At 72.1% G+C, this 25,483-nt stretch carries 29 protein-coding genes; 4 read left to right on the forward strand and 25 right to left on the reverse strand.

Annotation, left to right across the window (positions count from 1 at the left end):
* Positions 1–70: 70 nt before the first annotated feature.
* Complete coding sequence (locus CHF15_RS18365) at positions 71–1,537, reverse strand: APC family permease (RefSeq protein ID WP_245938910.1); 1,467 nt, start codon at positions 1,535–1,537, stop codon at positions 71–73.
* Between the two features lie 339 nt (positions 1,538–1,876).
* Here CHF15_RS18365 and CHF15_RS18370 point away from each other — a divergent pair, with 339 nt between their 5' ends.
* Positions 1,877–2,728: a hypothetical protein gene (locus tag CHF15_RS18370; protein WP_143681588.1), complete on the forward strand. Its 852-nt coding sequence runs from the start codon at positions 1,877–1,879 to the stop codon at positions 2,726–2,728.
* A 252-nt stretch (positions 2,729–2,980) separates the two neighbouring features.
* Positions 2,981–4,378: a vanadium-dependent haloperoxidase gene (locus CHF15_RS18375; RefSeq protein ID WP_089224934.1), complete on the forward strand. Its 1,398-nt coding sequence runs from the start codon at positions 2,981–2,983 to the stop codon at positions 4,376–4,378.
* Between the two features lie 20 nt (positions 4,379–4,398).
* Here the strand turns inward: CHF15_RS18375 and CHF15_RS18380 are convergent, their stop codons facing one another.
* Entirely contained in the window at positions 4,399–5,727 is a 1,329-nt protein-coding gene (locus CHF15_RS18380) for a lipase family protein (RefSeq protein ID WP_089224935.1), read from the reverse strand.
* 213 nt (positions 5,728–5,940) lie between these two features.
* On the reverse strand, positions 5,941–6,315 hold the full coding sequence (locus CHF15_RS18385; RefSeq protein WP_089224936.1) for a DUF6233 domain-containing protein: 375 nt from the start codon (positions 6,313–6,315) through the stop codon (positions 5,941–5,943).
* A gap of 186 nt (positions 6,316–6,501) precedes the next feature.
* Between CHF15_RS18385 and CHF15_RS18390 the strand changes: the two genes are divergently transcribed.
* Complete coding sequence (locus CHF15_RS18390) at positions 6,502–7,341, forward strand: sulfurtransferase (RefSeq protein WP_089224937.1); 840 nt, start codon at positions 6,502–6,504, stop codon at positions 7,339–7,341.
* A gap of 21 nt (positions 7,342–7,362) precedes the next feature.
* Here CHF15_RS18390 and CHF15_RS18395 read toward each other — a convergent pair whose 3' ends face one another.
* From CHF15_RS18395 to rpsB, 5 genes are all read right to left on the reverse strand, one after another.
* Positions 7,363–8,364, reverse strand: coding sequence for a phosphatidate cytidylyltransferase (locus tag CHF15_RS18395; RefSeq protein ID WP_089224938.1), 1,002 nt, complete (start codon positions 8,362–8,364; stop codon positions 7,363–7,365).
* 116 nt (positions 8,365–8,480) lie between these two features.
* Positions 8,481–9,038 carry a ribosome recycling factor gene (gene frr, locus CHF15_RS18400; protein ID WP_089225219.1) on the reverse strand — a complete coding sequence of 186 codons (558 nt, stop codon included), beginning with the start codon at positions 9,036–9,038 and terminating at the stop codon, positions 8,481–8,483.
* Positions 9,039–9,172: 134 nt separating this feature from the next.
* Complete coding sequence (gene pyrH / locus CHF15_RS18405) at positions 9,173–9,934, reverse strand: UMP kinase (protein ID WP_179279859.1); 762 nt, start codon at positions 9,932–9,934, stop codon at positions 9,173–9,175.
* Positions 9,935–10,095: 161 nt separating this feature from the next.
* Positions 10,096–10,932 (reverse strand): translation elongation factor Ts, encoded by an 837-nt coding sequence (gene tsf, locus CHF15_RS18410; RefSeq protein WP_018561725.1) that lies wholly within the window; start codon positions 10,930–10,932, stop codon positions 10,096–10,098.
* 115 nt (positions 10,933–11,047) lie between these two features.
* Positions 11,048–11,953, reverse strand: coding sequence for a 30S ribosomal protein S2 (gene rpsB / locus CHF15_RS18415; RefSeq protein WP_089224940.1), 906 nt, complete (start codon positions 11,951–11,953; stop codon positions 11,048–11,050).
* A gap of 285 nt (positions 11,954–12,238) precedes the next feature.
* Here rpsB and CHF15_RS18420 point away from each other — a divergent pair, with 285 nt between their 5' ends.
* Positions 12,239–12,904: a murein hydrolase activator EnvC family protein gene (locus CHF15_RS18420; RefSeq protein ID WP_179279860.1), complete on the forward strand. Its 666-nt coding sequence runs from the start codon at positions 12,239–12,241 to the stop codon at positions 12,902–12,904.
* On the opposite strand, the gene CHF15_RS18425 is transcribed toward CHF15_RS18420, so the two are convergent.
* The 17 genes from CHF15_RS18425 to CHF15_RS18505 form a co-directional block, all read right to left on the reverse strand.
* Positions 12,873–13,430: a TetR/AcrR family transcriptional regulator gene (locus CHF15_RS18425; protein ID WP_089224941.1), complete on the reverse strand. Its 558-nt coding sequence runs from the start codon at positions 13,428–13,430 to the stop codon at positions 12,873–12,875. The genes CHF15_RS18420 and CHF15_RS18425 overlap by 32 nt on opposite strands.
* Positions 13,431–13,510: 80 nt before the next feature.
* Positions 13,511–14,347, reverse strand: coding sequence for an RNA polymerase sigma factor WhiG (whiG, locus tag CHF15_RS18430; RefSeq protein ID WP_018561721.1), 837 nt, complete (start codon positions 14,345–14,347; stop codon positions 13,511–13,513).
* Positions 14,348–14,513: 166 nt separating this feature from the next.
* Entirely contained in the window at positions 14,514–15,719 is a 1,206-nt protein-coding gene (dprA, locus tag CHF15_RS18435) for a DNA-processing protein DprA (protein WP_089225221.1), read from the reverse strand.
* 17 nt (positions 15,720–15,736) lie between these two features.
* Entirely contained in the window at positions 15,737–17,350 is a 1,614-nt protein-coding gene (locus CHF15_RS18440) for a YifB family Mg chelatase-like AAA ATPase (RefSeq protein ID WP_089224942.1), read from the reverse strand.
* On the reverse strand, positions 17,350–17,721 hold the full coding sequence (locus tag CHF15_RS18445) for a YraN family protein (RefSeq protein WP_089224943.1): 372 nt from the start codon (positions 17,719–17,721) through the stop codon (positions 17,350–17,352). The genes CHF15_RS18440 and CHF15_RS18445 overlap by 1 nt, the downstream gene beginning before the upstream one ends.
* 92 nt (positions 17,722–17,813) lie before the next feature.
* Positions 17,814–18,140: a DUF2469 domain-containing protein gene (locus tag CHF15_RS18450; RefSeq protein WP_018562949.1), complete on the reverse strand. Its 327-nt coding sequence runs from the start codon at positions 18,138–18,140 to the stop codon at positions 17,814–17,816.
* A 39-nt stretch (positions 18,141–18,179) separates the two neighbouring features.
* Complete coding sequence (locus CHF15_RS18455; protein WP_089224944.1) at positions 18,180–18,659, reverse strand: NUDIX hydrolase; 480 nt, start codon at positions 18,657–18,659, stop codon at positions 18,180–18,182.
* Entirely contained in the window at positions 18,656–19,423 is a 768-nt protein-coding gene (gene lepB / locus CHF15_RS18460; protein ID WP_179279861.1) for a signal peptidase I, read from the reverse strand. The genes CHF15_RS18455 and lepB (CHF15_RS18460) overlap by 4 nt, the downstream gene beginning before the upstream one ends.
* Before the next feature lie 43 nt (positions 19,424–19,466).
* The gene (gene lepB / locus CHF15_RS18465; protein WP_410169645.1) at positions 19,467–20,390 is read right to left on the reverse strand and encodes a signal peptidase I; all 924 of its coding nucleotides are present in this window, start codon (positions 20,388–20,390) and stop codon (positions 19,467–19,469) included.
* Positions 20,278–21,366, reverse strand: coding sequence for a signal peptidase I (gene lepB, locus CHF15_RS18470; protein WP_089224945.1), 1,089 nt, complete (start codon positions 21,364–21,366; stop codon positions 20,278–20,280). Before lepB (CHF15_RS18470) ends, lepB (CHF15_RS18465) begins: the two co-directional genes overlap by 113 nt.
* Complete coding sequence (gene lepB, locus CHF15_RS18475; RefSeq protein WP_089224946.1) at positions 21,359–21,997, reverse strand: signal peptidase I; 639 nt, start codon at positions 21,995–21,997, stop codon at positions 21,359–21,361. Before lepB (CHF15_RS18475) ends, lepB (CHF15_RS18470) begins: the two co-directional genes overlap by 8 nt.
* A 41-nt stretch (positions 21,998–22,038) precedes the next feature.
* Complete coding sequence (gene rplS, locus CHF15_RS18480; RefSeq protein WP_018562955.1) at positions 22,039–22,389, reverse strand: 50S ribosomal protein L19; 351 nt, start codon at positions 22,387–22,389, stop codon at positions 22,039–22,041.
* Positions 22,390–22,520: 131 nt separating this feature from the next.
* Positions 22,521–23,330 (reverse strand): tRNA (guanosine(37)-N1)-methyltransferase TrmD, encoded by an 810-nt coding sequence (trmD, locus tag CHF15_RS18485; RefSeq protein WP_089224947.1) that lies wholly within the window; start codon positions 23,328–23,330, stop codon positions 22,521–22,523.
* Between the two features lie 4 nt (positions 23,331–23,334).
* Positions 23,335–23,859, reverse strand: a complete 525-nt coding sequence (gene rimM / locus CHF15_RS18490) for a ribosome maturation factor RimM (RefSeq protein WP_089224948.1) — start codon at positions 23,857–23,859, stop codon at positions 23,335–23,337.
* Between the two features lie 91 nt (positions 23,860–23,950).
* Complete coding sequence (locus CHF15_RS18495; RefSeq protein WP_018562958.1) at positions 23,951–24,190, reverse strand: RNA-binding protein; 240 nt, start codon at positions 24,188–24,190, stop codon at positions 23,951–23,953.
* A 2-nt stretch (positions 24,191–24,192) separates the two neighbouring features.
* Entirely contained in the window at positions 24,193–24,624 is a 432-nt protein-coding gene (rpsP, locus tag CHF15_RS18500; protein ID WP_018562959.1) for a 30S ribosomal protein S16, read from the reverse strand.
* A 227-nt stretch (positions 24,625–24,851) separates the two neighbouring features.
* Positions 24,852–25,442 carry a hypothetical protein gene (locus tag CHF15_RS18505; protein ID WP_089224949.1) on the reverse strand — a complete coding sequence of 197 codons (591 nt, stop codon included), beginning with the start codon at positions 25,440–25,442 and terminating at the stop codon, positions 24,852–24,854.
* Positions 25,443–25,483: the final 41 nt, after the last annotated feature.

Consider the following 25,483-nt stretch of genomic DNA (forward strand, 5'->3'; position numbering starts at 1 on the left):
GCGGCACCGGCGGCGAGCTGACGAGCCGTTCCCGTGCCGTACCGCGGCCGGCGGGCGCGTGCGCGGCGGCTCAGTGCTTGAAGACGTCCACGTCCCCGGGCTCGGCCTCCAGGCACCCGCGGTCGAAGATCAGCATGCCGAGGAAGAACAGCGCGCCGACGACGAGCAGCCCCACCACGATCACCAGCGGCACCAGCGCCTCCCGCGGTGTCACCAGGGCGACGAGCGCGACGACCGTCCACACCAGGGCGGCGACCGCGACCGGCAGTTCGAGGCGGCCCAGGTCGAAGGCGCCCTTGCGGCGGCCCAGGCGCCGGCGGACCGCCAGGTAGAGGACGATCGTCGAGCCGTAGATGAGCGCCGGGAGGATCGTCGACGCCGTGATGAGCTCCAGCAGTGCGGCACCGGGCAGCGCCACCATCAGGATCACGCCCATGGCGAAGATCAGCACGGTGGCCGGGATCGGGGTCCGCGTGTGCGGGTTGACCCGGCGCATCAGCCGGTGCGCGGGGAAGCGCCCGTCGCGCGACATCGCGAAGATGATCCGCGAGCACGCGACCATCACCACCATCCCCGCACCGAAGAAGGCGAAGGTGATCGCGATCAGCAGCGTGCGTTCCGTCACCGGCCCGAGCTGGTCCCGCATGATGGTGGCGACCGGGGAGCCGTCGCGGCTGATGCGGGGGACGTCCTCGATGGCGACGGTGAGCGTGACCAGGAAGAGCAGGCCCAGCAGCCCCGCCGCCACGACCGAGCCGACGATCGCGCGGGGGACGCTGCGGTAGGGGTCCTTGGCCTCCTCGGCGAGGTTCGCGGCGGAGTCGAAGCCGACGAGCGTGGCCAGGCCCATGATCATCGCGATCATGAGTCCGCCGCCGAGGGCGAAGTAGTGCGGGGCGTCCTCGGTGATGCCGCGTGAGGTGAGGTTGCCGACCGAGCCGTTGCCCGTGACCGCCGCGGCGATGATCAGCGCGACCGCCATGACCACGACGAGCGCGAGTTCCAGCCCGACCGCCGCGCTGTTGATCAGGCTGACGAGGCGGGTCGAGGCCACGGCGAGCACGGCCTGGACGAACAGCACCACGAGCGTGATGACCCGTGCCGTGTCCTCGTCCGGCCTCATGCCGGCGAGCGGCATGAAGGCCTGGCTCGCGAGGGCGTTGTCGATCGCGACCACGGCGATCGCCAGGTAGCAGAACGTCAGCCAGCCGAACCCCCAGCCGACCTTCGGGTCGGCGAGTCGCGAGGCCCACTGGTACGAGGAGCCGCTGAGGGCGATGCGCCCCGCGAGCTGCGCGACCACCAGGGCCACCAGGCACTGCCCGACCGCGACGAGGATCCAGAGCCAGATGCCGACGGGGCCCGCGTTCTGCAGCACGTCGTCGTAGGTCGAGAAGATGCCGACGGCAACGGAGATGAACGCGAACGAGATCGCGAAGACCTGGAAGGAGCCCAGCGTGCGTTTCAGCTCCTGCTGGTATCCCCCCTCCTCGACGGACCGCTCGCCGGCCGACTCGTCCGTGGAGGCTTCCGCCACCTCAGCCACCTCTTCGCCGCTCGGGGCCCGGCCTGGGCCTCTTCCGTTTTCCATCTGTATGTCATGAATGCCGCCCTGCCTGCACCTTGAGGCCCGCGCGCCATCCGGACCCCGCGAACGTTGGCCAGCGCTGTACGGCTCACGGGGTGTCAGGTCTGTCGAGACACGGGGCGTCGATCGGGTGAGTGCGGCCCGGTGGGAGGGAACGGGCTGCGCCACTGGGATGACCTTGGCGCCCGACGCCGGCGGGTGCGGGTACGGATCCCGTCCACAGGGGCCCCAGCCGTGCCGGAAGCCCTCCGGTTCGGTGCCGGCCAGAAATCGACGAGGAGTGTCTCCATGCGTCCTGCAGACAGGACCCCGCCGCCCTGCGGGCGGTCCCTTCGACGGTTCGGACGACTCGCGCGCACCGTGGTGCCGGCGGCCCTGATCGCCACCGCGATATCCGCGGGCTCCCTGACGACGGCTCAGGCCGTGGGCACGGACGGAGCGGACACGCCCGCGGCTTCCTCGTCGAGCTTCCCGTGGCCCGACCCGTACGACGCATACCCGGACCCGTACAACGACTACCCGTACCCCGGCGGAGACCTCGGCACCGACCCCGGACTCGGTGGCGGTCCCGGGCTCGGCCTCGGCCCGCTGCTCGGTTCCGATCCCCTCCTCGGTTCGGGCCCCCTCCTTGGCTCCGGCCCCCTCCTCGACCCCGGTCGCGGACCTCTCCTCGGCCCTGGTACCAGTCCCATCGTCGAAACCGGTGCCGGTCCCGTCCTCGACCCCGCCGCTCCCCTCCTCGGCCCCGGCCGCGGGCCCTTCGTGGCCCCCTTCCCCGGCCCCGGCAGGCTCTCGGGGTGCGACATCGACTCGGCTGGCACGGCCAATGCGAGCAACCGCGACTACTCCGTCGCCGTGGTCCGCGGCCGGACGTTCGTGGGGCAGCGCGACACCACCCCGGTGGGCGGCGGCACCTACACCTGGCAGGACCTCAGCGGGCTCCCCGGATACCCCGGCACCGGAGTGTGCGGCGCGAGCGTGAGCACCTCCTCGACGGCGGAGCTGTCGGTGAAGGTCGTCACCTTCCGCGGCGACATGGCGGAGAACCGCTGCAACACCGCCGGCACCCTGCCGGTCTGCGGTGCCTGGTACCCGCTGCAGGGGCCCCTTCAGCCGCCGCCCCCCATCGCCATCCCCTGACCCGCCCGAGTGGACGGCCCGTCGCAGTGGCCGCCCGCCGGACGGCGGGCACCGGCGTGGCCGGTTGTACGAGGGACCGTCGCCCTCTGGCGGGTACCGCCTGTGCGGCGGACGGCGGGAACCGGCCGCGCACCTGACGAACCGGGCGGCGGCCCCGCCCGACCATGGGTAGGAACGACGTCGATATGGCCCGAACCGGGCGGGAACTCCCTCCGGTCCGGCTCGGGCCCGACGTCGACGAGGAGTCTCCCCATGAGTCCCGCAGACAGGACCGCTCCGTCCTCCGGGCGCCTCTCGCGGTGGTACGGACGGCTCACCGGCACGGTCGTGCCCGTGGCCCTCGCCGTCACCGCGGTATCGGCCGCCGCCCTCGTTCCGGCACAGGCCTCCGGCAGGGAACACCGGCCCGCGGCGGATCCGGCCGCCGTCCGCGAGTGGAACGCCATCGCCACGAACGTCATCGGCACCAACCTCGGCGCGACCCGTCCGTCCGGGCAGGCGGTCGTCTGGCACGGGTTCGTCTCGGTCGCCGTCTACAACGCCGTGGTCGGCATCGAGGGCCGCTACGCGCCCTACAAGTGGCACGCCCGCGGACCCGCCGGCGCGTCACCGGAAGCGGCGGCCGTGACCGCCGCGCACGACGTCCTGCTCTCCGACTTCCCCGCGTCCAAGGCGCTGCTCGACGCGGCGTACGCGGACTCGCTGGCGAGGATCCCCGACGGCGACGCCGAACGGCAGGGCGTGGCCTTCGGGGCGCGCGCCGCCGACCACGTCATCCGGCTGCGCGAAGGGGACGGCCGGTTCGCGACCGTGGACTTCACCACCCCGCCCGCGCCCGGCGTCTGGCGGCCCACCCCGCCGGGGAACCTGGCCTTCATCGACACCTGGCTCGCCCGGCTGCGCCCGCTGCTGCTCACCTCGCCCTCCCGGTTCCGGCCCGGCCCGCCGCCCGCCCTCGCCTCCGCCCGCTACGCCCGGGACGTGAACGAGGTGAGGACCATGGGCGCGCTGACGGGTTCGCCCCGCACCGCGCGGCAGACCGAGACCGCCCTGTTCTTCGGGGGCAACCTGGCCGTCCAGCTCCAGGCCGCGTACCGCGACCACAGCGCACGCCACCGGCTGGACATCGCCGACACGGCACGGCTGTTCGCCGCGGCGAACGCGACGGCGACCGACGCCGTCATCACGGCGTGGGACGCCAAGCTCCACTACGGTTCCTGGCGTCCGATCACCGCCGTCCGGCTCGCCGGCACCGACGGCAACCCGGCCACCGAGCCGGATCCGCAGTGGCAGCCGCTGCTCGTGACACCACCGCACCCCGACCACATCAGCGGGCACGCCGCGGTCGCCGGCGCGGTGGCTCAGACCCTGATGGGACTCTTCGGCACGACCCGTCTCGATCTCACCTTCACCTCCGACGCCACAGGCACCGCACGCCACTACGACGACGCCGTGCGGTTCAACCAGGACATGATCGACGCGCGCGTCTGGGCCGGCATCCACACCCGTACCGCGGACACCGCGGGCTGCCTCGCGGGAGCCCGCGTCGCCCGCTGGGCCCTCGCGCACTACTTCGGGCCCCTCCGTCCGGCGCACCCCCACTCCACCCCGGCTCTCCGGCGAACGTGCCCGGAAACGGGGGCGAGTTGACGCACCCTGGGCAGCCGGTGTCAGGGCTGCATCGGCAGTGAACGGCAGTTGGAGGCTGCGGGCCTGCCGGACAGGCGGTCGGTGAGCCAGGAGACGGCCGCGCCCTGGTCGGCGAGGAGCGGCACGAAGTGGTTGACCAGGGCACGACCCGCATCGGGCAGGACGACCGGCTTGTAGGTGACGTCCGCTCCCTTGCGGCACCAGTCGACGGCGAGTGCGCGCGCCTGGGCGTGCGGGACGAGGTCGTCGCTGACACCGGTCGCCACGCGGACGGGACTTGCGGGCTTGAGCCTGCCGATGCGCTGGTCGTCCAGGAAGGCCCGAAGCGCGGGTTCCTCACGGATGACGGCGTCGATGGACTGCCCGTCCTTCGTCCAGGCGGTGCTGTGTGCGGAGCCGTAGGCGAAGAGCGCGTCGCCGACGCACATCGTGGACAGGTCGGCGAGCGCGGCCTTTCCGGCGGTGTTGAGGTGGGCCTCGGCGATGGGCCTCAGGGCGGGGTCGGTCTGGAGGAAGCCGTTGACGGACCAGCCCAGGGCGCCGGCGAGGTCGCTGCCGTCGATCGCGGCGGTGACCGAGGTCAGTTCGGCGGGCGGGGCGCCGGAGTAGGTGCCGGCGAGTGCGATCTCGGGGGCGTAGGCGGGCTGGAGTTCGGCCGCGGCGGCGGTCGCGCCGCCGCCCTGGCTGTAGCCGAACAGGCCCACACGCGAGGCCGGGGTCACGGACGCCCCGGGGACGGCGTGCGCGGCGCGGACGGCGTCCAGCACGGCATGGGCGCCGTCGACGCGGTTGACGTAGGTGTGCAGCCGATCGGTGGCGCCGAGGCCGATGTAGTCGGTGACGACGACGGCTGCGCCCTCGGCGAGGAGCCGGTAGATCGCCAGGTCCTCGTAACCGACCGACACCGTCCGTCCGTTGAACAGCAGCGGACGCTCCAGGCCCATGGAGGCCGCGCACTGGTCGCCCTGCCCCATCGTGCCGGGGGCGACGGCGACGAGCGGGCGCGGTCCGCGGCCCTTCCAGGCGGCCGCGGGCTCGATGTAGGCGCCGGTGACGGCCACGGGGAGGCCGTTGGAATCCGTCGACCGGTACATGAGTCGCGTGGCCCTGCCCGGCAGGGGCCCGTGGAGTCCGGGCAGGCTCAGGGCGAGCGGAAGCGGCTCACTGCGGATCAGGGCGCCTTCGGCCGCGGGGAGTTCGGCCGGCGGCCGGTAGAACGCGGGGATCGTGACACCCCGGGACACCACGGTGCCGGATCCGTTGGCCGCGGCGGCGGGGAGGGCCTGGGCGCCGAGGCACGCGGCGGCGGTGGTGATCGCCGCGGCGAGCAGACGTCTGCGTACGGGCATGGCGAACCTCCTGGGAAAGGGCAGGGGGTACGGAGGGGCGTCGCACGAGGTCACGGGGCGTCCCATGGCCCCACGGCGTCCTCGCGCGCCGCTCCGAGGCGGCTGGGCAGGACGGTACCCACACAAGTGTTACCGCGGGTAGCGGTCGTCAAGTTACGATGCAGTAACTTGACTGTCCGTCGCATGCGGGCCCACGGAACGCGTCGCCGGACCTCAGGCGGAGGGCTCCGCCTCCGGACGGCAGACCCCGCACGACGTGACGTCCGGCATCCCGAGGGCCACCTCGAACTCCTGCCGGTTCAGCCGGCCGCCCCCGGGAACGCGGCAGTCGTCGCGATGGAGGACGCCCCGGCCCGAGCCGCCGCGCGGATCGGGGACGCTCTGCAGCCGCCAGGCACGGGCAGGACTGCGGGCTCCCCCCTTGTCCCGCTGCGGTGCGCCGCCTCCGGTCTCCGACGGAACCCCCGCCGCAACGGGGGCGGAATCGGACTCCGCCTCCTGGATCTTGGCGTCGACTGCGGCGATCTGCATCTGCAGATAGAGGCGTATCACCCGCAGGCGCTGCGGATCCGGAGGAAGCTCGTACACACGTTCGAGTGTAAGCGGCGGACGGATCGCCGACCAGCGTCGCGGCCCACCGCACCCTGCGACCACCGTCACGCCGGGCCGCGACGGCGCAGGTCAGGAAAGTCGCCCGGCACGCTCCCGCTCAGCGGCGGCGACGGTGGGGTCAGCCGGCTTCCCGGCCCGGCAGGGCTGCGCCAGGATGGGCCGGTGGACACGATCATCAGCGCCCCGGAGCTCGCCGCCGACCTGCACCAGCGCGCCGCGCCCGTGCTCCTCGACGTCCGGTACGAGCGCGGCGGGCCGTCGGGACGGGCGGCGTACGAGGCGGGCCACATCTCAGGCGCCGTCTACGTCGACCTGGAGGCGGACCTCGCGGGACCGCCTGGCCCGTCCGGTCGGCATCCGCTGCCGGACACCGGGGTGTTCGAAGCCGCGATGCGGCGGGCCGGCGTGCGCGGGGACAGCCGGGTCGTCGTCCACGACGGCGGTCAGGGCTGGGCCGCGGCACGGGCCTGGTGGACGCTGCGCTGGGCCGGGCACGGGGACGTACGGGTGCTGGACGGCGGACTCCCCGCCTGGACGGCCGCCGGAGGCGAACTGACCACGCGGGGCGCGGCACCGGAGCCCGGCGACTTCGACGCCGTGCCGGGCTCGCTCCCGGTGCTGAGCGCCGAGGACGCGGCGGCGCTGGCCCGTACGGGCGTGCTGCTCGACGCACGGGCGGCCGAGCGCTACCGGGGGGAGGTCGAGCCGCTGGATCCGGTGGGCGGCCACATCCCGGGGGCCGTGTCGGCTCCCACCGCCGGGAACGTCACCGCCGACGGCACCTTCCGTCCCGCCCGTGAACTGGCCCGCCGCTTCGCCGCCCTGGGGGTCACAGCGGGCGGCGGCAGGGTCGGCGTGTACTGCGGCTCGGGGGTCTCGGCGGCACAGCAGGTGCTGGCCCTGGCCGTCGCCGGTATCGACGCCGCGCTGTACGTCGGCTCGTGGAGCGAGTGGAGCGCCGATCCCGCCCGGCCCGTGGCGACGGGACCGCGACCGGGCTGAACACCCGGCGGCCTGGGAGGCTCAGCCCGAGCCGACGAAGACGACGAGCAGCAGCCACACCACAGGGGCGGTCGGCAGCAACGAGTCGAGGCGGTCCATGATGCCGCCGTGGCCGGGCAGCAGCTTGCCCATGTCCTTGATGCCGAGGTCCCGCTTGATCATGGACTCGCCCAGGTCGCCGAGGGTCGCGCTGACGGCCACGGCAAGGCCCAGCAGCAGCCCCTGCCACCAATGGCCGTCGTCGATCAGGAACTCCATGGACAGGGCGCCCGCGACCATCGCGAAGCTGATCGCGCCGACCAGGCCCTCGCGGGTCTTGCCGGGGCTGATGCGGGGAGCGAGCTTGTGCGTGCCGAAACGCCAGCCGACGGCGTAGGCACCGGTGTCGCTGATCACCGTGAGGAGCAGGAAGACGAACACCCGCCACGGGCCGTCGCCCGCCGCGAGCATCATCACCACGAACGTGGCCAGGAACGGCACGTAGAACGCGGCGAAGACGCCCGCCGTCACGTCGCGGAGGTAGTTCTCCGGTGGCTCCGTCATCCGCCAGACCAGGACGGCGAGTGCGGTGAGCGCCATCGCCACCCACGCGCCCTCGGCGCCGCGCACATAGCCGGCGACGACCATGGCGGCGCCGCCGACGGCGAGCGGCACCAGCGGAGCCCGGATCTCCTTGCGCTCGGCCAGGCGCGAGGTGAGCTCCCACAGGCCCACCACGACCGCCGCGGCGACGACGCCCACGAAGACGGCCTTGACGATGAAGAGCGAGGCGATGATGACGACGCCGAGCCCGACGCCGACCCCTATCGCGGCGCGCAGGTTGCGCCCCGCGCTCTTCTTCGCCCGGCCGCCGTTCCCACCCGCCGCCGAGGGCTGGGGCGCGGAACGGTCGGGCCGGGCGGAGTGCCGCTCGGGTTCGGGGGCGTCGTCGCGGAACAAGGGGCCGCCCATCCGGGTGCCCACCTCATCCTCGCCTCCCCAGGAACCGGCGTGTGGCGAGGGCCCCCAAGAAGAGTCGTTCACGGAGTTTCGCCTCGCGTTTTCGTCCGGTCCGGGTCGGTCGGATGGATGGTCGGGTGGATGGGTGGCTCAGCCGCGGGCGTGCCGGGCCGAAGGAGCGGATCCGGCGGTGCGCCGGATCAGACCTCCAGCAGCTCGGATTCCTTGTGCTTGAGCAGCTCGTCGACCTGCGCCACGTACTTGTGGGTCGTGTCGTCGAGCTCCTTCTCCGCGCGGCGCACCTCGTCCTCGCCCGTCTCGCCGTCCTTGACGAGCTTGTCGAGGGTCTCCTTGGCCTTGCGGCGCACGCTGCGGATCGAGATCCGCGCGTCCTCCGCCTTGCCGCGGGCGACCTTGATGTAGTCCCTGCGCCGCTCCTCGGTGAGCTGCGGGAAGACCACCCGGATGATACGGCCGTCGTTGGTCGGGTTGACGCCCAGGTCCGAATCCCGGATCGCCTGCTCGATGTTGCGCAGCGCCGAGTTGTCGAACGGGGTGATGACGGCCATCCGCGCCTCGGGCACCGCGAAGGAGGCGAGCTGGTTGATCGGGGTCGCGGCGCCGTAGTAGTCCGCCACGATCTTGTTGAACATCGCCGGGTGGGCACGACCGGTGCGGATCGCGGCGAAGTCCTCCTTGGCGACCACGACGGCCTTCTCCATCTTCTCCTCGGCTTCGAGGAGGGTCTCTTCAATCACCATGTGCTCCTGGTATTCAGAAGGCAGAGCCTCGGCCCTTGCGCGCGTCTTTCCTGCACGGTGTCCGACCGGCAGCGTCTTGTCCATCCCCGTTCCGGGCGGATCGCCGGCCGGGTTGCGGCCGGCGCCGTCCGTCAGCGGGCGCCCGTGTCGTTGACGAGCGTGCCGATCTTCTCACCCTTCACGGCCCGCGCGATGTTGCCCTCCGCGAGCAGCTCGAAGACGAGGATCGGGAGCTTGTTGTCCTGGCACAGCGTGATCGCCGTCAGGTCCGCGACGCGCAGGTCGCGGGCGATGACGTCGGAGTACTCCAGGGCGTCGAACATCACCGCGTCGGGGTTCGAGCGGGGGTCGGCGTCGTAGACACCGTCCACCCCGTTCTTGCCCATCAGCAGCGCCTCGGCATGGATCTCCAGGGCGCGCTGCGCGGCGGTGGTGTCGGTGGAGAAGTACGGCATGCCCATACCGGCGCCGAAGATCACCACACGGCCCTTCTCCAGGTGGCGCACGGCGCGCAGCGGGATGTAGGGCTCGGCGACCTGGCCCATGGTGATCGCCGTCTGCACGCGCGACTGGATGCCCTCCTTCTCCAGAAAGTCCTGGAGGGCGAGGCAGTTCATGACCGTGCCGAGCATGCCCATGTAGTCGGACCGGGCACGGTCCATGCCCCGCTGCTGGAGCTGGGCGCCGCGGAAGAAGTTGCCGCCGCCGATGACGACGGCGATCTCGTAACCGTCGCGGACGACCGCGGCGATCTCGCGGGCCATCGTGTGCACGACGTCGGGGTCGACTCCGAGCCCCCCTCCGCCGGCGAAGGCCTCGCCGGAGAGCTTGAGCAGGTACCGGCCCTTGTGCGTGCCGGTGGCGGTGGGTGCCTTGTCGGCGTCCTGTTCCATGGAGATCTCCTCGTGCACGTACGAAGAAGGCCATTGCCGAGGGTCCGTGATGGTTCCCTGTGGGCAATGGCCTCCTCGTCACAACTGCGGCCTGCCGGTGAGCGGCCGGCTGCGTACGACCCTAGCGGGGCCGTCGGTCAAACGCTTGCGCGGCTGGTCGCTCAGACGCCGACGCGGAAGCGGGCGAAGCGCTTCAGCGAGACGCCGGCCTCGTCGAGCACCTTCTGGACGGACTTCTTGTTGTCCTTGGCGAAGGCCTGCTCGAGGACGACGTTCTCCTTGAAGAAGCCGTTGACGCGACCCTCGACGATCTTCGTGAGGGCGGCCTCGGGCTTGCCCTCCTCGCGGGCGGTGGCCTCGGCGACGCGACGCTCGTTCTCGACGGTCTCGGCCGGCACCTCCTCGCGGGACAGGAAGGTGGGGGCGAAGGCGGCGATGTGCTGCGCGACGTCCTTGGCGACCTGGGCGTTCTCCTTGTCCAGCTCGACCAGGACACCGACCTGCGGGGGCAGGTCCGGGCTGGTGCGGTGCAGGTAGGAGGCGACGTAGCCGTCGGTGAACTGCGCGAAGCGGTCCAGGACGATCTTCTCGCCGAGGGTGGCGTTGGCCTCGTCGACGTAGGCCTGGACGGTCTGGCCGTCCTTGATCTCGGAGGCGAGCAGCGCCTCCAGGTCGGCCGGCTTGCTGGCGGCGACGTGGGCGGCGATCGCGTCGGCGGCGGCGATGAACTTGTCGCCCTTGGCGACGAAGTCGGTCTCGCACTTGAGCTCGACGAGGACGCCCTCGCTGTTGTCACCGGCGATCAGGGACACGACGGCGCCGTTGGACGCGGAGCGGCCCTCGCGCTTGGTGACGCCCTTCTGGCCCTTGACGCGGAGGATCTCGACGGCCTTGTCCAGGTCGCCCTCGGCCTCCTCGAGCGCCTTCTTGCAGTCCATCATGCCCGCGGCGGTCAGCTCGCGGAGCTTCTTGACGTCGGCGGCGGTGAAGTTCGCCATGGTCTGTCAGTCTCTCTTCGGAAGTCGGTGAATCCGGTGAGCGGTGGTTCTACGGACGAACGGCGGGGGCCGGAGCCCCCGCCGTCCTCACACGCGTCGGAAGGCGGGCTGAGGCTCAGGCCTGCTCGGCGTCGGCGGCGGGCGCCTCGGCGGCCTCGGCCGGAGCCTCGGCAGCAGTCTCGGTCTCGACCGGAGCGGTCTCAGCGGCGGCCTCGGCCGGAGCGGCCTCGGCAGCGGTCTCCTCGGCCTTCGCCTTGTCGCCCTCGAGCAGCTCGCGCTCCCACGCGGCCAGCGGCTCGCCCTCGGCCTTGTCACCGGCGGAGGCGGCACCCGAGCGGGAGATGAGGCCCTCGGCGACGGCGTCGGCGATCACACGGGTCAGCAGGGTGACGGAGCGGATCGCGTCGTCGTTGCCCGGGATCTTGTAGTCGACCTCGTCGGGGTCGCAGTTGGTGTCGAGGATCGCGACGACCGGGATGCGCAGCTTGCGCGCCTCACCGACGGCGATGTGCTCCTTCTTGGTGTCCACGATCCAGACGGCGCTCGGCACCTTCTGCATCTCGCGGATGCCGCCCAGGGTCTTCTCCAGCTTCTCCTTCTCACGGGAGAGGACCAGGAGCTCCTTCTTGGTGAGGCCGGAGGCGGCCACGTCCTCGAAGTCGATCTCCTCGAGCTCCTTCAGGCGCTGCAGGCGCTTGTAGACGGTCGAGAAGTTGGTGAGCATGCCGCCCAGCCAGCGCTGGTTCACGTAGGGCATGCCGACCCGGGTCGCCTGCTCGGCGATGGCCTCCTGGGCCTGCTTCTTCGTACCGACGAAGAGGATGGTGCCGCCGTGCGCGACGGTCTCCTTGACGAACTCGTAGGCGCGGTCGATGTACGACAGCGACTGGAGCAGGTCGATGATGTAGATGCCGTTGCGCTCGGTGAAGATGAAGCGCTTCATCTTCGGGTTCCAGCGGCGGGTCTGGTGCCCGAAGTGGACGCCGCTTTCCAGCAGCTCCCGCATCGTGACGACGGCCATGGCCGTACTCCTAGGGGTACTCGGTTTCCGCGGTCGCCGGACGGCGGCCGCGCCTGACGCCCCGAACGCGCCGTGCCACAAGGGACCGAGGAACGCGTCCACCGCTCACTGTCGGGCGGTGGCGGGGCGTGCGAAGTCGACCCGGTGACCCGGATCGCCATGGAAAGTGTACGGGACCGCCGGAGCGGCGGGCGACATCGTGCCTGGGGGCGGAGGCCGTCCGGGGTTTTCCACAGGCCGGTTCCATGATCGTCCGGAAGTGGCGGGAGGCGTCACCGTTGGAGCATGAGGACATACGTGGCGGTGGTGTTGGCGGTGGTGTCGACGGTACTGACGTGGCTCGGGTGGCTCGTGCGCCCGGTGGAGGCTGCCGTCCGGACGCCGGTCGTCCCGGTCGGCGGGGGCGGCGGGGGCGGCGGGGGCGCGGACCGGGCCTGGCCCGTGATGCCGGGCGACGGAGGGCGGCGGCCGGTCGTGGAGCGGGGGTTCGATTCGCCGGCGGTTCCGTGGGCGAGTGGGCACCGGGGCGTGGACCTGCGCGCGGGACCCGGCGCACCGGTGCGCGCGGCGGCGCCCGGGAGGGTGTCGTACGCCGGGCAGGTGGCGGGGCGCGGGGTGGTCGCGATCGAGCTCGCCGGCGGTCTGCGCATCACGTACCAGCCGGTGCGGGCGTCCGTCGCGGTGGGAGACGAGGTCGGCGCGGGGCAGGTGGTGGGGGCGCTCGATGAGGGCCCGTGGCACTGCCCGGGCGGCTGCCTGCACTGGGGGCTGCTGCGCGGGGACGCCTACCTCGACCCGCTGTCGCTGCTGCCGCTGGCGATGCTGCGCGGAGGGCCTTCGCGGCTGCTGCCGGTCTTCGGGGTCCCCCTGCCGGAGGGAGCGGACGGGGAGGCGGACGCCCCGCGGGCCAGCCCGAGGGTCAGCCCAGAACCCCGCGCAGGGCCATGGTGACGGCCGCGTCGGCGATGGTGTCCGGCTCCTCGGCGGCGCCGAGCTCGATTCGGCGGACGGCGGAGTCGACGACGCCCTGGAGCAGCATCGCGGTGAGCCTCGGCTCGTGGTGGCCGAGCGCGGCGAGCGCCTCGACGACCATGGCGATCAGTCCGCCGTGGGCGGCGCGGATCTTTTCGCGGGCGCCGGCGTCGAGTTCGCCCGCGGAAATCGCGACCACGGCCCGGTGCCGGCGGTCGCCGACGAGGGTGAGCTGGCTGCGGACGTAGGCCTCGATCTTGGCCTCGGCGGACGGGGCGGCCTCCATGGCCGCCTCGACCTCGGCCGCCCAGACGGGGAAGTCGACGGCGCACAGCTCCTCGACGACGGCGGCCCGGGAGCGGAAGTACTCGTAGACGGAGGACCGGGCCAGCCCGGTGCGCTCCGCCAGCGCGGGGAAGGTCAGGGCCTCTGTCCCGCCCTCGGAGAGCAGACTGCGGGCGGCGTCCAGCAGGGCGTCGCGCTGCATCGACCGGTGCTCGGCCACCGAGGCCGCTCGAATCTTGGGCACCTCACCACTGTACGGAAGTGGCGTGCCCGCCGGGCGCACCCGTCGGCAATGCGGCGTCAACGGCCGACGTCGGCCAGTTTCGCGCGCAGTTGCAGCACGGATTTGGTGTGGATCTGGCTGACCCTGCTCTCGGTGACCCCGAGCACCTGACCGATCTCCGCGAGGGTGAGCCCCTCGTAGTAGTAGAGGGTGACCACGGTCTTCTCCCGCTCGGGCAGGGTGTTGACCGCGCGGGCGAGCAGCCGGCGCAGCTCGCGGTCCTCGGCGACCTCGACGGGGTTGTCGGCGCCGGTGTCCTCCAGGGTGTCGACCAGGGTGAGCCGGTCGCCGCCGTCGGTGCCCGCGTGGAGCAGCTCCTCCAGGGCCACGACGTTGGCCAGGGAGAGCTGACTGAAGACTCCGTGCAGCTCCTCCAGGGCGATGCCCATCTCGGCGGCGACCTCCGACTCGCTCGGGGTACGGCGCAAGGAGGCCTCGAGGGTGGCGTAGGCGCGCTCGACGGCGCGGGCCTTCTGGCGCACCGAGCGCGGGATCCAGTCCAGGGCGCGCAGCTCGTCGATCATGGCCCCGCGGATCCGGGTGATCGCGTACGTCTCGAACTTGATCGCGCGCTCCGGGTCGAACTTCTCGATGGCGTCGATGAGCCCGAAGACCCCGGAGGAGACGAAGTCCGCCTGTTCCACGTTTGCGGGCAGGCCGACGCTCACGCGTCCCGCCACGTACTTCACCAGGGGCGAGTAGTGCAGGATCAGCTGCTCGCGCAGACGCGCGTCCCCCGTGGCCTTGTAGGTCCGCCACAGCGCGTCGAGCGAGGTGGGGGCGGGCGGGCGGGGGTTTCCGGTGACGGCGGTCGCCGCCGTGCTGCCTTCGTGCCCGGGTGTGTGCCGGTGCATGCGTCGATCTGAGCCGTTCTGCGTTGACCTGAGGGACGGGCGGGACTCGAACCTCCTTGAGCGTAGCGTGACGGGGCCGTCGCTCAGGGCGACGTTCGGGCGTCCCCATAACCTCGCCATCCAGGGGGTCCCAGGTCAAGAACCGTCCTGTCACCTGATGGTGTGTTCACCGGGAGAGCGTGTCGGCTTGGCGGTCTCCCTCCGGCGTGGGAGCGGTCCCGCCGCCTCGCGCCAACTTCCAGCGCGGTCCGTCACGTTCGACGAAACCGAGGGCGTGCAGCTCATGAAGCCTGGTGAGGGTGTCGTCGGGGGTGCCGCCCGCGGCGACCGCGAGCTCCTCGCGGCAGGCCCCGCCTCGGGCGGGCAGGGCCTCCAGCACCCGGGCGGTCGCGGGCGGCAGCAGATCCCGCGGCAGCACGGGACCGCGGCGCTCGGGCGCGAGGTCCTCGCCGATGCGCCCGACGAGCTCGATGACGTCTGCCGCGGCGGTGACCAGGACCCCGTCGGCGCGCAGCAGCTCGTGGACCCCGCGGGACAGCGAGGAGGTGCAGGGGCCTGGGACGCCCATGACGAAACGCCCCAGCTTGCGGGCCCGGCGGGCGGTGATCAGGGAGCCGCTGCGGAACTGGGCCTCGATCACGACGGTGCCCCGGGTGAGTGCCGCGATCACACGGTTGCGGAGCACGAAGCGGCTGCGGGTGGGGTGCGAGCCGGGTGGCAATTCACCGATGAGCAGCCCCTGTTCGGCGATGCGTCCGATCAACTCGGCATGACCCGGCGGATACGGCACGTCCACCCCGGAGGCGACGACACCCACCGTGGCGCCCGTCACGGACAGCGCGCCGCGGTGGGCGGCGCCGTCGATGCCGTAGGCGGCCCCGGAGACGGTGACCCAGCCGGCCTCCGCCAGGTCGGCGCCGAGGGACGCCGCCATGTGGGAGCCGTAGTCGGTGCACGCCCGGGCGCCCACGACGGCGACCGACCGCAGCGCCCACATCCTCAGCGAGGCACCGCCGCGCACCCAGAGCCCGTAGGGGCGCTCGGCGCCGAGGTCGTCGAGCTGCCGGGGCCAGTCCGGGTCACCGGGGCACACGAAGCGGGTGCCCGTGGCGCGGGCCGCCGCCAGATCCCGTTCCGGCCGCACCCTGCGGGCCCGCAGGGCGTACCCGGCCGTCCGCTGCTGCCCCGCCCCGGGCAGCGCTTCCTCGGCGGTGAGCGCCCGTACCGTCTCGACGGGGCCGAACTCGCGCAGCCAGGCGCCGACCAGCCCGTCGCCGGGGTCGGCGATCCGCGTCACGGCCGCCCGGGCCAGGCGCTCCTCGGGCGTCGGGGGCGGCTCCTCCTCCGGGTCCGGCCCGGCGTCGTCGTCCATGCCGGGCAGCATCTGCGTCATCGCTTGTCTCCCGTCACTGCCGCCGCCATTCCGCGGCGCACACCGGTGCGCAGCTCCAGCGCGCGCTCCATGTCGACGCCGGCCGGCCGGTCGCGGCCCGCGAGGTCGGCGACCGTCCAGGCCACCCTCAGGACCCGGTCGAGCCCTCGTGCGGTGAGCAGTCCGCGCTCCATGTCCCGTTCGGCCGCGCGCAGGGCGCCGGGCGCCACGGCCCAGCGGGTGCGCAGTTCGTGGCCGGGGACCTGGCTGTTGAGCCGCCACGGCGTGTCCCCGTACCGGGCGGCGGCGCGCTCGCGGGCCTCCCGCACCCGCGCGGCGACGACCGCGGTGGTCTCGGCGGAGCCCGCGCCGCCGATCAGCTCGGAACGGGCGACGGCCTCCACGTCCACCCGCAGGTCGACCCGGTCCAGGAGCGGCCCGGACAGCCGCCCCTGGTAGCGGCGGATCATGCTCGGCGTGCAGTCGCACATGCCGCCGGGCGAGCCGTACCGCCCGCAGGGGCAGGGGTTGGCGGCGAGGACGAGCAGGAACCGTGCGGGAAGGCGGACGACTCCGGCGGCCCTGGCGATCACCACGTGCCCGGACTCCAGCGGCTGACGCAGTGCGTCCAGAGCCTGACCGTTGAATTCGGGTGCTTCGTCCAGAAAGAGGACCCCTTTGTGCGAGAGTGAGACGGCGCCCGGCCGCGGCAGCCCGTTCCCGCCGCCGACGAGGGACTGCATGGTCGCCGAATGGTGCGGCGCGCAGTACGGCGGCTGCTCCACCATGTGCCGGCCCGGCGGCAGGATCCCGGCGACCGAGTGCACCGCGGTGACCTCCACCGCCTCCTGGCGGGTGAGCGGCGGCAGCAGCCCGGGCAGCCGCTCGGCGAGCATCGTCTTGCCCGCGCCCGGCGGCCCCTTGAGGTAGATGTGGTGGCCGCCCGCGGCAGCGACCTCCAGGGCGGTCCTGGCGGCGCCCTGACCCGCGACCTCGGCCAGGTCCGGGGTGCCGGTGTCGGCGAGCCCCGTGCCGTGGCCGACGCCGGGCAGGGTGAGGCCGGCCAGCATCGGGTCCGGCCGCCCGTCGGCAGGCTCCTCGTCCTCCTCCGGGGCGAGCTCGTCGTTGAGCAGCGCGATCAGCTGCCGCAGGCTGCGGACCCCGAGCACGGAGACCCCCGGCACGAGCGAGGCCTCGGCGACCGTGCGCTCGGGCACCACGACATGGCGGTACCCGGCGTCGGCCGCGGCCAGGACCGCGGGCAGCACACCGCGGACCGGGCGGACCCGGCCGTCGAGGCCGAGCTCGCCGATCATCATCAGGTCGGCGATGTCGCGCGGGGCGACGCGGTCGTTCGCGGCGAGGACGGCGCACGCCACCGCCAGGTCGAAGCCGCTGCCGCCCTTGGGGACGGAGGCCGGGCTGAGGCCGACCGTCAGCTTCTTCTGCGGCCAGGCCTCACCGCTGTTCACGATGGCGGCACGGACCCGGTCACGGCTCTCGCTGAGGCTCTTGTCGGGCAGCCCCACCAGCGTGAACGCCGCCACCCCCGCCTCCAGGTCCGCCTGGACCTCGACGACGACACCCTCCACGCCCAGCAGCGCCACCGAACACGTACGGGCGAAGCCCATCACTCCACCCCCCGCACGTGCTCGACGCGGGCGGCGCCCCGTGCCGGCAGCACCACGCCCACCACGTCGATCCGCACGCCGCCCGGCGGCGGCCCGCCGTGGTCGGCGAGCCAGCACTCGGCCAGCTGACGCAGCCGCTCGGCCTTGCGCGGTGTGACGGCGGCCATGGGGTGCTCACCGCTGGTCTCGGCGCGCGACTTCACCTCGCACACCACGAGCGCGTCCCCGTCCGCCGCCACGATGTCGATCTCGCCGTGGCGTTCGCGGTGCCGGCACCGCCAGTTCCGCTCCAGCACGATCATCCCGGCGTCGGTCAGCGACCGGGCCGCCAGTTCCTCGCCGTAGCGTCCGAAAGCTCCTCGGGCGTTCATCCGTACCACCTCCGTCACTCACTGTGAGGGAGGTGGCGCCCGCGAGATGATCTTGATCGGGGCCTGTGGACAACCCGCCGGCCCGGGCGGCCTCAGCCGTTGAAGCCGGAGTCGTCCGAGGGCAGGTCGAGGTCGGCCTTGTTCAGCTCCTCGATGTTCACGTCCTTGAACGTCAGCACGCGCACCTGCTTGACGAAGCGTGCCGGCCGGTACATGTCCCACACCCACGCGTCAGCCATGGAGACCTCGAAGAACACCTCGCCCTGGACCGAGTGCACCTGCATCTCGTAGTCGTTGGTGAGGTAGAAACGACGCTCCGTCTCGATCACGTACTTGAACAGGCCGACGACATCCCGGTACTCCCTGTAGAGCTTCAGCTCCATCTCGGTCTCGTACTTCTCGAGGTCCTCGGCGCTCATGGCATGTTCCCCTTCAGCCGTACGTCCCCCCATTGTGCGTCAGTCACGCTCCGTCCCCAGGTGAATCGGGGACAATGGGGGACCTTCGTCGAGCAGCCTGCGCAGCAGCTCGGCGAGCCTGGTCGGGTACACCGTCTCATGCGAGGCGAGCAGTTCCTCGCAGGTCCACCATCGCAGGCCGTCCACGCTGCGCTGCTCCAGCTCCGTGAGGCCGCCCGTGTGCACCCGGACGTCGTCGGTGCGGGCCAGGTAGTACCACTCGTCCTGCTCCCAGCGCCGGCCGTCGAAGTCGAAGGCGCACGAGCGCTCCCACAGCACGGGACCCAGCAGGGCCGTGGTGATGCCGGTCTCCTCGGCCAGCTCCCGGCGCGCGGCGACGTCCAGGCTCTCGCCCTCCTCGACGCCGCCGCCCGGGGTGAACCACCAGGTGACGGACGGGTCGTCCGGCTCGTACCCGTGCAGCAGCAGGATCCGGTCGGAGGGGTCGAGCAGGATGACCCGGGCCGCGCGCCGTCTCATGACCGTCGCGCCGCCCGGCGCCGGGCCCGGTCCGCGACCGGGCCGTAGGCCGCACCCGCGAAGATCAGGACCACGCCGGCCGCGATCGCCACACCCACCGTGCGCAGCGGACCGTGATCGGAGGGACCCCCGCCCGGCAGGGCGGCGAAGGCGCCGGTCCGGTCGACCATGCCCGCGCGGCCGAACGGCCAGGCCACACCGTCGACCCGCGCGGACACCGTGCCGCGCGGCACGGAACCGTTGTCGGCATCGCCGAGGCGCAGCCGGGAGTCCTCGGACGTCGCCCGGTTGTCGCCCATCATGAACAGGTTGCCCTGCGGCACCGTGGCCGAGAAGGGCATGGGCGAGGCCGGGCCCTCGGTGTCCAGGCGGTACGGCTCGTCGACCGGCTTGCCGTCGACGGTGAGGCGCCCCTGCTTGTCGCAGCAGGCCACCTTGTCACCACCGACCGCCACGACCCGCTTCACCATGGGGACGTCGCCCCAGAGCGGGTCGGTGAAGACCACGATGTCCCCGCGCCGCACCTCGGAGCCGTCGATCCGCTGGGCGAGGATCTTGTCGCCCGCGTCCACGGTCGGGGTCATGGATCCGGTGGGGACGGTGTATGGCCGGTAGAGCAGCGCCCCCCAGACGAAACCGCCCAGGAAGAGGACGCAGCCGAGGGCGACGGCCAGACCGGAGGCTATCCGCCCGATCCGTCCGCCGCCCTGTTCGCCCGCTCGCCCCGTCGCCGTCCGCGTGCCCGTGCGTGTGCTCGTGCTCATGCGTCCGCACCCTACCCGGGGGTACGGACCGGGGGCAGCCCCGTCACCCGGCCCGGTTGATCAGACGGCGCCGCCGCCACATCACCAGCGGGGCCGCGCCGGCCAGTCCGCCCGCGGCCGGCAGAGCCGTGGCGGGCAGACCCGCCGCCGCCGCGTTGATACCCGGCTGGTCGAAGGTGCTGGGCACGGACAGGGTGGACCAGTTGCTGATCGGCCAGGCCACGACGACCGCGCGGCCGACGACCTCGTCCACGGAGACAGTGCCGTTGCCCGGCAGGTTCTGGTGGTAACGGGAGTCCAGGGAGTCCTGCCGGTGGTCGCCCATGACCCAGATGCGGCCCTGCGGGACCTTGATCGGACCGAAGGGACGGTCACCGCACGGGGTGTTCCCGGGGTAGATGTACGGCTCCTCCAGCGCCTTGCCGTTCACCTTGACCGGGCCGGTGCCCTTGCACTCCACCGTGTCGCCACCGACCGCGATGACCCGCTTGATCAGGTCCTTCTCCTCCGCGGACGGCATGAGGCCGACGAAGCTCAGGCCCTTCTGGATCGCGCCCGTCACCGGGTTGGTGTCCACCGGGACGGTCTCGCCGAGCCAGCCGCCCGGGTCGTGGAAGACCACGACCTCGCCGCGCTCGGGCTCGGAGCCGAACCAGGGCGTGAGCTTGTCGACCAGTACCCGGTCGCCGATCCTGAGGGTGTTCTCCATCGACGCCGAGGGGATGGAGAACGCCTGCAGCAGGAAGGTCTTGATCAGCCAGGCCAGCGCGAGAGCGATGACGATCAGCAGGGGCAGTTCCTTCCAGAACGAACGCTGCTGCTTCTTGCCCCCGCCGCCGTCACGGTCGTTCGCGTCAATCGGCGCCTCGCCGCCGCCTGACGAACCGCCCGACGAACCGCTCGACGTGGGGCCCCGATCCTCCGGCTCTTCGCGTCCGGACCTTGCGCCGACCACCAGGTCCCCCACATCCACTCCCTATTCCGCTTGCCACGCGCTGCCGCCCGCGCCACATGCGGCGCAAGCTCACCACCCCCATAACGAGCGGGAGTTCCGCAGGAGTCGGGAGCGGGGTCATTCCTTGCCGATTGTTGGATGTTGCCACCCCGGGACCCGCCCTCGCGGCAGACGCGCCCGAACCCCCCGGCGCCGCGACGCCGGAATACGTCGCCGGTTCCTTCAGTCCGGCCCAGTGCCCCATGGGCCAGGCCACGGCGAAGGCCCTGCCCACCACCAGGCTCTCGGGCACGGTGCCGTCGCCGGCGTCCTTGAGGTGGAAGCGGGAGTCCGCGGAGTTGGAACGGTGGTCGCCCATCACGAAGAGCCGGTTCGGCGGGACCTTCACCGTGAACTTGATCTCCGACGGCGGATTCCCCGGATGGATGTAGGGCTCGTTCAGCGGGGTCCCGTTGACGGTGATCCTGCCCTGGGCGTCACAGCACTTCACCGTGTCGCCGCCGACCGCGACCACCCGCTTGATCAGGTCCTGCTCGTCCGCGGACGGCAGCAGCCCGATGAAGGTGAAGAACTCCTTGACCTGCTTGACGACCACCGGGTCCTCGCCGGACTGGGCCTGCTCGCCGTCCAGCCAGTTGCCCGGGTCCTTGAACACCACCACGTCGCCGCGCTGGGGACGAGAGCCGAACCACGGCGTGAGTTTGTCGACGACCACGCGGTCGCCGATCCTGATCGTCTGCTCCATCGAACCCGACGGGATGACGAAGGCCTGCAGCAGGAAGGTCTTGAGCACCAGCGCGATCAGCAGCGCGACCCCGATGAGCAGGGGTATCTCCTTGGCGGCGGAACGACGCCGCCTGCGCTTGACCTTCCGCGCCAGCTTGCGCCGATCGGCCCGGCCGCCGCCCCTGCGCGGGCCCGCCGGCTCCTCGCCCAGGTACTCGGCGCGGCGCGGCTGGCCGGCGTGTTCCCGGCCGCGGCTACCCATGGGCGCCGTCCAGGGACCGGCGGCGGCCCAGCGGCCATATGGTCGCCTCCGCCCGGCCGATCACCTCGTCCACCGGGACCGTGCCCCCTCCGGGGTCACCGAGATGATCACGGGAATCGCGACTGTCGGCACGGTGGTCACCCATCACCCACAGCCTCCCCTTCGGAACCTCGATGTCGAACGCTACCCGGGACGGCGTGTCCCCGGGGTAAAGATAGGTCTCGTCCAGCGGGCGCCCGTTGACGGTGATCCTGTCCCGGTCGTCGCAGCAGGTCACCCGGTCCCCACCCACACCGACCACACGCTTGACGAAGTCGGTCCCGCCGGAGCCCTGCACGAAGGATCCCCTGCCGTCGAACACCACGACGTCGCCCCTGGCGGGCATCCTGCCGAAACGGTACGCCAGTTTGTTGACGAGCACGCGGTCCCCCGCCCGCAGGGTGTTCTCCATCGACCCGCTGGGAATCTCGAAGGGCTGCGCGACGAACACGTTGACCAGCGCGACCACGGCGGCGGCCGCCACGACGAGGAGCGCATACCGCTGTGTACGTACGCCGAAGCGCGACCGCTCATCCCGCCGCTGGGCGGCATCGGCGCGGTCGCGCTCCGGAAGGTGTACCTCTGTGTCCATCGAGCGCAGAGCCTATAGGGCTCCGCTTGTGCCCGGCGGGCTCAGCGCTCGCGCTTCTCCTTGATCTTCGCGGCCTTGCCGCGCAGCTCACGGAGGTAGTACAGCTTGGCGCGACGCACGTCACCGCGGGTCACGAGCTCGATCTTCTCGAAGATCGGGCTGTGCACCGGGAAGGTACGCTCGACGCCGACGCTGAAGGAGACCTTGCGCACCGTGAAGGTCTCACGGACGCCGGAACCCTGGCGACGGATGACAACGCCCTTGAACTGCTGGATACGGGAGCGGTTGCCCTCGATCACGCGGACGTGGACGTTGACGGTGTCACCCGGGCGGAAGGCCGGGACGTCGCTGCGCAGCGATGCGGCGTCGACGGTGTCGAGCAGGTGAGACATGTTCGTCTGCTTTCTTCGCCCATGCCACAGGTCATCGGCGGATTGTGGTGGTGATACGAATGCCGGCCCGTCGGACGGTCGTCATGACCCCCTGTGGCAGGGGCGCACGCCGGACGCACTACGGCAGCCGCCTATTCTTCCACGGACTCCACGGCTCGCCCAAATCGCCCGTCCTCGCCGAGCACCCAGCCGAGTGCGGCGAGCATCGAGCGGTCCTTCTTGTCGAGCGTCGCCGGGTCGCAGCGCTCGATCAGGTCGGGACGGTTCTGCGCGGTGCGGCGGAAGGCCTCGTCGCGGCGCCAGCGGGCGACCTTGCCGTGGTGGCCGCTGAGCAGCACCTCCGGCACTCCGCGGTCGCGCCAGACCGGGGGCTTGGTGAAGACCGGGCCCTCCAGCAGGTCGGCCATCGCGCCGGGGGCGAAGGAGTCGTCGCGGTGGGACTCGGCGTTGCCGAGCACGCCCGGCAGCAGGCGGGCGACCGCCTCGACCATCACCAGGACCGGGGCCTCGCCGCCGGCCAGCACGTAGTCGCCGATGGAGACCTCGCGGACGTCGAGCCGGTCGCCGTACTCCTCGATGACCCGCCGGTCGATGCCCTCGTAGCGCGCCGGGGTGAAGACCAGCCAGGGCTTCCCGGACAGCTCGACCGCGAGTTCCTGGGTGAAGGGGCGGCCGCTCGGGGTGGGCACCACCAGTACGGGCGAGCCCTCGCCCGACTCCAGGACCGCGTCCAGGGCCTCTCCCCATGGCTCGGGCTTCATGACCATGCCGGGGCCGCCGCCGTACGGGGTGTCGTCGACCGTGTTGTGCCGGTCGTGGGTCCACTCGCGCAGGTCGTGGACGCGTACGTCCAGCAGGCCTCGCTCCCGGGCCTTGCCGACCAGGGAGACGTTCAGCGGCTCCAGGTACTCCGGGAAGATCGTGACGACGTCGATGCGCATGGTCCTACTGCTCCGCCTCGGCCTCGTCGAGCAGGCCGGGCGGCGGGTCGATGACGGCCCGCTGCTGCTCCAGGTCGATCTCGGGGACGATCTCGGCGACGAAGGGCACCATGACCTCGGTGCCGTCCGGCCGTTCGACGACCAGCAGGTCGTGGAACGGCAGGTGGGAGATCTCCTTGATCCGGCCGACCTCGGTCCCGTCGGTGGTGACCACGTCGAGGTCGACCAGCTGGTGGTCGTAGAACTCCTCGGGGTCCTCCGGCGTCTCGTCCGGGTCGACGTCGGCGATGAGCAGGACGTTGCGCAGTGCCTCGGCGCCGGTGCGGTCCTTGACACCCGCGAAGCGCAGCATCAGCCGGCCGCTGTGCACCCGGCCGGTCTCGACGGTGAGCGGGCCGGCCGAGGCCGGGTCCGTGACGAGCACGGCGCCCGGGGCGAGCCGCAGTTCCGGCTCGTCGGTGCGCACCTCCACCGAGACCTCGCCCTTGATGCCATGGGCGCGGCCGATGCGTCCCACTACCAGCTGCACTTGTTCGCGCTCCTGTGCTCACGTGTCGGATAAGACCACGGGCCGGGGGCGGCCCGATTGCCACCCCCGGCCCGTGCCGGTGCTGTGTACCTCAGCGGACGTTGTCCACGTCGACGAGGTCGACGCGTACACCCCGTCCGCCGATCGCGCCCACGACGGTGCGCAGGGCGCGGGCGGTGCGGCCGTTGCGGCCGATCACCTTGCCGAGGTCGTCGGGGTGCACCCGGACCTCGAGGACCTTCCCGCGACGCAGGGTGCGCGCGGCGACCTGCACCTCGTCGGGATTGTCGACGATGCCCTTGACCAGGTGCTCGAGGGCCTCCTCGAGCACGATCAGGCCTCGGTCGACTCGGCCGCCTCGGCGGCCTCGTCCTTCTTGTCGGACTTCTTGGCCTTCTGGGTGATGGCCTCACCCTTGGGCTCGTCACCGGCGTCCTTGGCGGCGGCCTCGAAGAGGGCGCGCTTGTCGGCCTTGGGCTCGGCGACCAGGAGCGGGGCCGGAGCCGGCTCGCCCTTGAACTTCTGCCAGTCGCCGGTCTTCTTCAGGATGGCGAGCACGGGCTCGGTCGGCTGCGCGCCGACACCCAGCCAGTACGCGACGCGATCGGCGTTGACCTCGATGCGCGAAGGGTTCTGGACCGGGTGGTACAGACCGATCTCCTCGATGGCCCGGCCGTCACGGCGGGTACGGGAGTCGGCGACGACGATGCGGTAGTGAGGCGAACGGATCTTGCCCAGACGCTTCAGCTTGATCTTGACTGCCACGGGAGTGGGTTCTCCTGGTGTTGACGTGGTTGGGCAGAACAGACCGCCACGTGGGGTTGTGGAGCCGGTTTGCCCGACGGACGCGTCAGCCGAAGGAGAGAGGGGTCCTGCACGGCTGCCGAGTGCTCAGCTGACCATTCTGCCATACGGCGGGCATGCCGCCGCACGCCGGTGACCCCACCGGCGCTGTCCCCCGTAGGGCGCCGCCCCCGTGCCGCGGCGGGCGCTCACGCGACCGCCGCGGCCTCCGGAATCCGGAACGGCGTACCGCACGCCCCGCAGACGATCGGCGCCTGCGCGAGCACGGAGGGCACGACCCGGACGTTGCGTCCGCAGTCGCAGACCGCCTTCACCCGTACGCCTCCGCCCGAGGACCCGTGCCGGGCGGCGGGCCCGCGGAAACTGCGGGCGGTGTCGGCGGCGGTCGCCACGGTGTGCGCTCTGAGCGCGCGCTGCAGGCGGTCGATCGTCGCCCGGTAGCGCTTCTTGGTGTCCGGGCGCATCTGGACCAGGGAGAAGCCGCTGCTGGGGTGCGGCTCCTCGGAGTGGTCCAGGCCGAGCTCGTCGGCGATGGCCAGGAATCGACGGTTGTGGTAGCGACCTGCCCGCGAGGTGTCCCGGACGCCGCGTGCGGCGGCGACTCCGTGGACGGCCTCGTGCAGCAGGCGCTCGAAGGAGAGCTCCGTGCCGCACGCGGACGAGGACTCTCCGATCAGGGACTCGGGGGCGGCCAGGTCGGGCAGTTCGGGATGGTGCCGTTGAATGTCGGCCCATGCGACTGCCAGCTCGGCGGCGAGGACTGGTGGTGTCGTGCTCACGTCGTGACAACGAGCCGGGGGCGCCCTGTGTTCCGATACCG

Origin of the sequence: Actinacidiphila glaucinigra, from assembly GCF_900188405.1 — a bacterium.
Taxonomy (GTDB): Bacteria; Actinomycetota; Actinomycetes; order Streptomycetales; family Streptomycetaceae; genus Actinacidiphila; species Actinacidiphila glaucinigra.